7 protein-coding genes and 1 tRNA gene are annotated in these 8,888 nt (G+C 46.7%); all 8 read right to left on the bottom strand.

What is annotated here, in order from left to right; genetic code table 11:
• Nucleotides 1–175: 175 nt before the first annotated feature.
• Nucleotides 176–748, bottom strand: a complete 573-nt coding sequence (locus EXT46_RS04690; protein WP_130145500.1) for a hypothetical protein — start codon at nucleotides 746–748, stop codon at nucleotides 176–178.
• A gap of 492 nt (nucleotides 749–1,240) precedes the next feature.
• A tRNA-Ala gene (locus tag EXT46_RS04685) sits at nucleotides 1,241–1,316 on the bottom strand.
• Between the two features lie 120 nt (nucleotides 1,317–1,436).
• A complete protein-coding gene (gene htpG, locus EXT46_RS04680; protein WP_130145498.1) occupies nucleotides 1,437–3,353 on the bottom strand; it encodes a molecular chaperone HtpG in 1,917 nt (638 codons plus the stop codon).
• Nucleotides 3,354–3,499: 146 nt separating this feature from the next.
• Complete coding sequence (recR, locus tag EXT46_RS04675) at nucleotides 3,500–4,111, bottom strand: recombination mediator RecR (RefSeq protein ID WP_022944025.1); 612 nt, start codon at nucleotides 4,109–4,111, stop codon at nucleotides 3,500–3,502.
• 137 nt (nucleotides 4,112–4,248) lie between these two features.
• Nucleotides 4,249–5,412, bottom strand: coding sequence for a hybrid sensor histidine kinase/response regulator (locus EXT46_RS04670; RefSeq protein ID WP_130145496.1), 1,164 nt, complete (start codon nucleotides 5,410–5,412; stop codon nucleotides 4,249–4,251).
• A 126-nt stretch (nucleotides 5,413–5,538) separates the two neighbouring features.
• Nucleotides 5,539–5,865: a YbaB/EbfC family nucleoid-associated protein gene (locus EXT46_RS04665; protein WP_022944023.1), complete on the bottom strand. Its 327-nt coding sequence runs from the start codon at nucleotides 5,863–5,865 to the stop codon at nucleotides 5,539–5,541.
• Between the two features lie 58 nt (nucleotides 5,866–5,923).
• Entirely contained in the window at nucleotides 5,924–8,272 is a 2,349-nt protein-coding gene (gene dnaX / locus EXT46_RS04660; protein WP_130145494.1) for a DNA polymerase III subunit gamma/tau, read from the bottom strand.
• Nucleotides 8,273–8,274: 2 nt separating this feature from the next.
• Entirely contained in the window at nucleotides 8,275–8,820 is a 546-nt protein-coding gene (apt, locus tag EXT46_RS04655) for an adenine phosphoribosyltransferase (RefSeq protein WP_022944021.1), read from the bottom strand.
• Between the last annotated feature and the right edge of the window lie 68 nt (nucleotides 8,821–8,888).

The raw sequence follows: 8,888 nt of genomic DNA, 5'->3' as shown, positions 1-8,888 counted from the left end.
GTTAGGCTACCTCAGCCCGCTGGAGTATGAACAACAGTTTGCGTAATAACCTGTCTACTTTTGATGGGGAAGACCAAAATATAACGCCCCATTCAGAGGCTTTTAATAGTTGGCTAAAATAACGAACGCAGTGAGGAAAGCCAACTGTTAAAAGTCCCGTCACTGCAATGGCTTGTTAGGTTTTACATCTCGTTCTATTGGTATTTACACCTTTTAGTGTCAGCTGCATGTGTGTTGCCTTATCTAGCGTTTGCAGCCCTTCAATAGGTTCAGTCTGATCTTGGTTCAATATAACCCCTGTCTTAGTTGGGCAAGCAGACCAACTTACAGAGTTAATAAATGAGTATGTTTTATCAGATTCTGGTGTGAATATATATTTTGATGTGCATTCATAGCCATTCACTGGGTGTATTAAGCCGAAAGCTAAAAAAATTGGTTTGTTAGACTTTACTTTTACAGTGGCAGGATTTCCTAATTTTAGTTCTGTAGATACCTTTACGTCACCTACATACCCAAACGAAATGTCTTCACCTTCACCGGTGCATTGTTCGTAAATAATTGCAGTATGAGGGTAAGGTGCGAAACCAAAACCATCTGTTTTTTGCTCTGTTTCTAGGTGTAAATAGGCAATATTGGGTCCTGTTGGCTCAATGTATTCATATGAACCTCCCGAAAAACTAACTCCATTATCAGTACTTGCGCACCCAGTAATAGCAACACAAAAAATGAATAGAATAAAGTTTCTCATAGCGACTCCTTTCTTAACAGTGAAACCTAACAACTTATTAGCGAGACCTTGCAAGGTAGGAGGCTGAGTATATATAGGCACACTAATAAGACTAAAAAATTACCGTAAATTATACAATAAAGTAAACGTCGCCTCGGCACAATGCGAACAAAGTGATACTGCAGTTCAGCGCATTCCCAAGCTACGTAGAGGGATTGAAATTACCGATTACGATAAGGCTGTAACGACTACCTAGGTTAGAGCTATACAAAACCAATCATGTTGACCACTTTAGAGTCTTGGTAGATGGCAAGCTTTGAAAGGAACGTATTAGCTGGAGCTACATTCTTGCTGGCATTAGGATAGCACTGCCAAGGCTAGCTAGAGAACGTCTATTTTTCGCTCATAGCTGCCAGTCAGATAAAGTCTAAACCTGTTCATCTAAACGGTAAGATCAGATATTCGCAACTAAAAATAAAGAGGATCAATGTATTGGTAAGTAAAAGAAGTGATTGGTGGAGCTAGGCGGGATCGAACCGCCGACCTCTTGCATGCCATGCAAGCGCTCTCCCAGCTGAGCTATAGCCCCAAGACACGACGTTATTCTATGTTCTTTTAACTCGGTTGAAAACCCCTAACCTTCCGTTTTTTATGAATTTATCAATAAAAAAACCCGAGCTATTGCTCGGGCCTTTCGGTTGGGAACTGTTTACTTGTTTAAATCAAGCATGAGTTTATTCAGTCGACTAACAAAGCCAGCTGGGTCTTTCAAGCTGCCGCGCTCAGCCAATAGTGCTTGGTCAAGCAGTACTTCTGACCACTGCTTGAACTTATCTTCGTCTTGCTCATCATTTAAATGTTTCACAAGTTGGTGCTCAGGGTTAAGCTCGAACACCGGCTTGGTTTCTGGCGCTTGCTGCCCAACTGATTCCATCAACTTGATCATTTGCGAGCTCATGTCGTTCTCATCGGCAACAACACAGGCTGGCGAGTCCGTTAAGCGGTGAGTGAAGCGCACTTCTTTAACTTTATCGCTAAGCACTTCTTTGATGCGATCTAAAAGTCCTGCTACTTCTTTCTCCGACTCTTCTTGCGCTTTTTTACTTTCTTCGTCGTCCAAGTCACCTAAGTCAAGATCGCCACGAGTAATCGACTGGAACTGCTTTTCCTGGAACTCAGTGAGGTGGCTCATCATCCACTCGTCAACACGATCGCTCAGCAGTAATACTTCGATGCCTTTTTTACGGAAAATCTCCAAATGCGGTGAGTTTTTCGCCGCTTCAAAGCTATCAGCCACAACGTAGTAAATCTTATCTTGGCCTTCATCCATGCGCTCAATGTATTGCTCTAGTGATACATTTTGAGTTGCTTCATCGCTGTGCGTTGAAGCAAAGCGCAGCAGCTTGGCAATGGCTTCTTTGTTAGCCATATCTTCAGCTGGGCCTTCTTTAATCACCCCACCAAACTCATTCCAGAAAGTCTGGTACTGCTCAGGCTTGTTTTTGCCCATGCGGTCAAGCATTTTTAATACCCGCGAGGTACAGCCTTTGCGGATCGCCTGGGTCACTTTATTGTCTTGTAAAATTTCACGAGACACGTTCAATGGTAAATCATTGGAATCAAGCAAACCTTTTACAAAGCGTAAGTAGCCAGGCATAAACTGCTCTGCGTCATCCATGATAAAGACGCGTTGCACATAGAGTTTTAAGCCGTTTTGGCGGTCGCGATTATACAAATCAAACGGTGCACGCTTAGGAATATAAAGCAGGCTAGTGTATTCAGTTTTACCTTCTACTTTATTGTGCGCCCATGTCAGTGGCTCTTCCCAATCGTGGCCTACATGCTTGTAGAATTCTTGGTATTCTTCATCACTGATTTCAGATTTATCACGTGTCCATAAAGCTTCAGCTTTGTTAATAGCTTCCCACTCACCGGGCTTGGCTTCAATTTTCTCACCGTCAGGGCCTTCAGATTCAGGCACTGGCTCGCGATACATTTCCACCGGAATCGAAATATGGTCTGAGTATTTAGTCACGATACCGCGTAGACGGAAGTCATCAAGGAACTCTGTTTCATCATCGCGCAGATGTAAAATAATCTCAGTGCCTCGACTCGGCTTGTCAATATTTGCTAGTGTGTACTCACCCTCGCCTTTTGACTGCCATTCAACAGCCTGGCTTTCGCCGGCCTTACGCGTGCGCACAGTCACTTCGTCGGCAACAATAAAGGCCGAGTAGAAACCCACGCCGAATTGACCAATAAGTTGCGAGTCTTTAGCTTTATCTCCGGTAAGGTTTTGGAAAAACTCAGCAGTACCCGATTTGGCAATCGTGCCCAATGCACTCACCACTTCATCGCGGTTCATGCCTATGCCGTTATCGCTGATGGTGACCGTTTTTTTATCTTTGTCGGCGCTAATACGCACTTTTAAGTCGGCATCGCCTTCATACAAACTGTCATTTTCTAACGCCAAGAAACGCAGCTTGTCTGCCGCATCTGACGCATTAGAAACCAACTCACGTAGGAAAATCTCTTTGTTGGAATACAAAGAGTGGATCATTAAGTTAAGCAGTTGCTTTACTTCGGTTTGAAAGCCGAGCGTTTCTTTTTCTGATGTTGCTGTCATTTCTCTCTCCGTTAGCAAACAATCCCAGCATGTCTGGGAAGCAGATATGCTCTGTATATGGGGTATTGCATCTCGGATTCAAGAGCGTACGCATAAAAAAAACGCCTAACGGCGCTTTTTTGTAAGTAAACAGACTTCTCTAAAAGTCAGCTTTCATATTGCACTTGTTTACGACCGTTGAAGGCATGAGATAATGTCATACCATCGACTAAGTCAAGCTCGCCTCCAACGGGCACGCCATGGGCGATGCGCGACGCACCGACATTGTACTGTTTACACAACTGGGCAATATAATGAGCCGTGGTTTCGCCTTCAACTGTCGGGTTGGTCGCTAATATCACTTCATTGATGCTGCCTTGGGCAAGCTTTTGCTCTAACACGTCTAGGCCAATTTCATTCGGGCCAATACCATCGAGTGGCGAAAGATGACCCATTAATACGAAGTATAAGCCTTGATAGTGCCCTGTTTGTTCAACCGCCAAGACGTCACTAGGTGATTCCACTATACATAACAAGCCCGAATCTTGGCGCTTTATATTGCTACATAACTCGCATATATCTTGCTCAGTAAAGGTGCGACAGCTTTGGCAGTGACCAATGTCTTGCATCGCTTGGTTTAAGGCTTGCCCTAATTGTGCCCCCCCTTCTCGGTCTCGCTCTAATAAATGAAAAGCGATGCGCTGCGCTGATTTCGGGCCAATGCCCGGTAGGCAGCGTAAAGCGTCAACAAGTTGCGTTAATTTTGGAGATAATTGCATAACGGATCCCAAGTACCACAGAGGTCATGAATACACCGGTGGCCTAGCCACAAGCGTTGGCGAGAGCACAAGGCAGACATTGACCTTGGCGCTAAAGCCCCAGTATAAAGCGCTTCAACACTTAGGCTCAAGGGCTTTTAGTAACGCGCCCCTGCTTGCAAGCGATTAGGTGAACCAGATTGGTTCTGTAGCGGCACGTGTATACTAAAACGCACACCACGCGGGCGCAGCGCCTGTACTTCAATAGAGCCATTAAGCACCAGGGTAATGCCTTGGGCAATACGGGTACCCCCAAGCCCTAATGCTCCATTAGCTCGTGCTGTGGTGTAAAAGGGTGACAATATTTGCGCCGCTTGCTCGGCTGATAATTCCGCTGCGTTATCTTCATAGATAAGTTGCGCATATTGACCCCTTTGCTCTAGCTTGAGCACAACTTCTAAATTGTCACCCGGCTCTAACTGAGCATGTTTGCAGCTATTGGCCATTAACTCCAACAGGACCCGCTGTATGGTATTGCTGCCGTGATCCATATGCAGCTGTCCTTGCACATCAAACGAAAGCCGGAAGGGGTAACTTTGGTAAGTGAAGGGCTCGAATAACATTAATGCCATATCATGAATATTAATCGCTTCACCGTCTGGGGTGCTGTAGTCATTAAACATAGTTTGAAACTCACCCACCATTTCACTGGTTTTCAGCAAATTGCGCATCAGCAAGGTGTTGGCATGGTCGATTTTCTGCAAGCCAGAATCTAACGCTTTGGCGGTTAGGGATTTTTTATTCAGTGCTTGATGCAGTGTTTGACTCTGCATCTCTAGCGACCCACTCGCTGTTAGACAATTTCCGAGTGGCGTATTGAGTTCATGTGCCAGCCCTGAGGTCATCAAAAGAATATCTTTGAGCGTGCTTATCTGCTGTTGTCGATGCGTTGCCTCTATCAGCATAAGGTAGGTACTGACCCGTTGTTGTACTTCAGTTTTATTAAAGGGCTTAACAATGTAGTCGACGCCACCGGCGGCAAAGGCATCATCAATATGTTGGCGATCAGAGTATGAACTAATAAAAATGATAGGCACATGGGCGCTGTACTCATCGTGCTTAAGCTGCCGGCAGAGCTCTAACCCATTCATACCGGGCATTTCTATGTCCATCAGAATAAGTGCCGGTAAATGGCGATGAATTTCAACCAACGCGTGCTCAGCAGATGTAGCGTGAGTCAGTGAGTGGTGCTTTTCTTCCAATATGGCTTTAATAATACGAAAATCAAATTCCTGATCTTCGACCACCAATATATCATTCATGACAGCGGCTCCCTCTTCCTTTGTAGTTGAGTGGAGCAGTCCTTTAGAGCCTCTGTGTTTGCTATCTTAAAGAAATAAAAAACCCCGCTATAAAGCGGGGCTAAACACATAAATCTAGATGCAGATTTAGAACGGCATTTTCATGCCTGGGGGTAAGTTCATCCCACCGGTTACTTCAGACATACGTTTTTGACTTTCGTCTGCTACGCGACGCACAGCGTCATTGCACGCGGCTGCAAGCAAGTCTTCAATCATGTCTTTGTCATCTTCCATTAGGCTTTCATCGATTTCCACGCGGCGTACATTGTGGCTACCTAACATGGTCACTTTAACTAAGCCCGCACCGGCTTCACCGGTCACTTCTAAATTGGCAATTTCTTCTTGGGCCTTTTGCATGCGCTCTTGCATTTGCTGCGCTTGCTTCATCATATTGCCCATTCCGCCTTTAAACATAGTGCTCTCTCTCGTTAAAAATCGCTCTGCTGGCAAAGATAAGGCCAACAGCCGTAAATTACAATGCTTGAACCGAGTTTTCGTCCAAGATTGCTGAAAATTGCGTCATCAGCTGCTGCACGTGTTCATCTGCTTTCACCGCAGCAACCGCCTGTTGATAGCGCTGGCCGTCAATACTTTGCTGAATTAAAAACGGTGTTTGTTGCAATTCATCGACAAATTCAATCTGCACGTTCAATGGTTCTTTAAAGTGCTCAGCTAACCCTTGTTGTAAGCGCTCACGTAACGCACTGCTGTCTAGATGACGCTGGCTTTGCTCTACATGCAACGTCAGCTCTGTGCCCTGTTTTTGATAGCGACTATGCAAAGCAAACTGCCTAATACGCCCACCGAGACCCATAGATTCAATAATATGTGCCCAGTCATCCTGTTGGTGCGCAAATTTGACATCACTTACACTGCTTTCAAAGCCTTCAGGTGCGGCGATAGCGACTTGCTCTTGCTGAGACTCTTTACGCGGTGTAGCCGGCGCTTCTAGTTGCTCCACTAGCTCAGGAGCCAATTTTTGCGGATCAGGCTGGTGTTTATCCATTAACCGCTGTGCTGGCGATTGTTGCCGCTGCGCTTTGGTTTTTACTGGCGCAGCGGCATTAGCCGTTTCTTGGCTCGCAGTGCTTACGGCGGTGGCCCGTTTAGTTCGGGCCTCGGCCTTTTTTGCACTATCATCCTCTTGCGCGGGCCTGCTCGCCGTTCCCAATTTACGGTTTTTTAAGATACGCGCAATGGCAGACTGCGCCTCATCTTGCAGTTGGTCTAACTGCTGCGTTGGTGAAGCGGGCGCAGGGCCTGGCTCAGCACCTGCATTGGCGGCTACTTCTGCGCCCTGCTCGCTGGCCATTGCTGTTTGCGCATTCTCTGTGTGGGGTTGATAACCTTGTTCATGCGCCTGCTGCATCACTTGCTCAAACTGCTGCGCGGCCATCGCTTCATGATGCTGATCATCTTGAGAGTCAGCTTCATATTGGGAATTTGCTGCGTTTGTCCCCTGATTATCGCCACCATTTGCAACGGATTGCGCTGGCGCAGGTTCGGTGCCCGTGGCGGGTTCTGCGCGTTGCGGTTCAGAGGCAGAAGTACTTTGCTGCTCCACCGCGCGTGGCTCCTGAGGCTGAGGCTGAGGCTGAGGCTGAGGCTGAGCAGTATTTTCTAGCCCAGCCTTGTTACGCGCTAGCATTGCCCGCAGGTTCGCAGTTTTTTCTTCATTATAACCACGAGACGGCGTCTGTTGAGCCGTCGATGTGGTCGAAGAGGTCGAAGTGCCATACTGTGGTTCAAAAGCGAGCAGGCGTAGCATTAACATCTCAAAACCTACTTGCGCAGAGCTAGCCCATTGTAGGTCCCGCTTACCCGCTAACAACAATTGATAAATCAAGTGGATATGTTGCGTATCAGCAGTATTTGCTACCTCAGTAATATAATCACTGTCACGGTCGTTTAGTAGCGCTGCACTGGGCACTAGCTGAGTTAATTGCACACTGTGTGTAAGGTTCAAAAGGTCATCAAGTACGGCAATATAATTCGGGTTGTGTTGTGCTAAATTGCGAATTTGCTGGATCAGCTCATCGCCATCACCGAGCAATACCGCACTGAGCAATTGCTGGGCATAGCGCACATCCATCAGCCCGAGCATGTCTTTAATGGGCCCCTCGTGCAACTGCCCATTGGTTTGCGCAATAGCTTGATCGGTTAAACTCAGTGCATCTCGCATACTGCCATCGGCAGCCTTAGCCAACACCGCTAAGGCAGGCTGTTCAAAATCGAGTTGCTCTTGGCTGAGCACATGCGCTAACTGAGTACTGATCTGTTGCACCGACAGCGCACTTAAATTGAACTGTAAACAACGAGATAAAATGGTTACAGGCAATTTTTGCGGATCGGTAGTCGCTAGCAGAAACTTAACGTGCTCAGGTGGCTCTTCCAATGTTTTTAACAGCGCATTAAAGCTGTGCTTGGAAAGCATGTGCACTTCATCAATGAGGTAAACCTTGAACTGCCCGCGAGTCGGCGCATATTGCACGTTATCTAGAATCTCTCGGGTGTCTTCAACCTTGGTCCGCGATGCCGCATCGATCTCAATAAGATCAATGTATTTACCGGCTTCAATGTCTAGACAAGTACTACACTGACCACATGGCTGTGCCGAGATACCCTGCTCACAGTTCAGGCTTTTGGCAAAAATACGGGCTATAGTGGTCTTGCCCACACCGCGAGTGCCGGTGAACAAGTAAGCGTGGTGCAAACGCTGCTCGTTTAAGGCATTAACCAATGCTTGTTTGACATGGTCTTGACCCACGAGTTGATGAAAGGTTTGCGGTCGCCACTTACGGGCAAGAACCTGATAGCTCATGTTTAATCGCCTTCAAATTCAACTAATTTGAACACATCGATACCTTGCTCACGCACTCGTTGTTCTCCACCTAGAGCAGGTAGAGAAACCACAAATGCTGCGTCACTGGCGTGGCCGCCTAATTTGGCCACCAGCTTGGCGGTCGCTTCTATGGTGCCGCCGGTAGCGAGTAAGTCGTCAACGAGCAGTACTTTATCGCCGGGTTCGATAGCATCTTTGTGCAATTCAAGAATATCTTCACCATATTCTAACTGGTAGCTTTGTGCAATGACCTCACGCGGCAGCTTGCCCGGCTTACGCACAGGAATAAAAGGAATGCCTAGGACATAAGCCAAAGGGGCACCAAAGATAAAGCCGCGAGACTCTGTGCCAATGATTTTGGTAAAGCCTTGGTCTTTATACTTGCTCACCATGCTATCAATGGTCAGTCTTAGGGCCTTCGGATCGGCCAGCAAGGTGGTCACATCGCGAAATTGGATGCCTGGCTTAGGGTAATCCGGCACTGTGGCAATAGATTGCTTGATGTATTGAAGATCAGCAGCACTCATAGTTATTTCATTTTTTGTTCTGACAAGCGCTGCATTATAGCAAGTTGTGCTCAACAATGAAGCCGCCA

The sequence above is a fragment of the Pseudoalteromonas sp. CO325X genome, assembly GCF_004208955.1.
Taxonomy (GTDB): Bacteria; Pseudomonadota; Gammaproteobacteria; order Enterobacterales; family Alteromonadaceae; genus Pseudoalteromonas; species Pseudoalteromonas ruthenica.
The sequence above is the reverse complement of the archived record's forward strand: the minus strand, read 5'-3'. Positions and strand labels throughout refer to the sequence as shown.

Coding starts and splice junctions, on each gene's coding strand:
- EXT46_RS04670 (WP_130145496.1), bottom strand. CDS start 5,412: ATGAATGATATATTGGTGGTCGAAGATCAGGAATTTGATTTTCGTATT.
- apt (WP_022944021.1), bottom strand. CDS start 8,820: ATGAGTGCTGCTGATCTTCAATACATCAAGCAATCTATTGCCACAGTG.
- EXT46_RS04665 (WP_022944023.1), bottom strand. CDS start 5,865: ATGTTTAAAGGCGGAATGGGCAATATGATGAAGCAAGCGCAGCAAATG.
- recR (WP_022944025.1), bottom strand. CDS start 4,111: ATGCAATTATCTCCAAAATTAACGCAACTTGTTGACGCTTTACGCTGC.
- htpG (WP_130145498.1), bottom strand. CDS start 3,353: ATGACAGCAACATCAGAAAAAGAAACGCTCGGCTTTCAAACCGAAGTA.
- EXT46_RS04690 (WP_130145500.1), bottom strand. CDS start 748: ATGAGAAACTTTATTCTATTCATTTTTTGTGTTGCTATTACTGGGTGC.
- dnaX (WP_130145494.1), bottom strand. CDS start 8,272: ATGAGCTATCAGGTTCTTGCCCGTAAGTGGCGACCGCAAACCTTTCAT.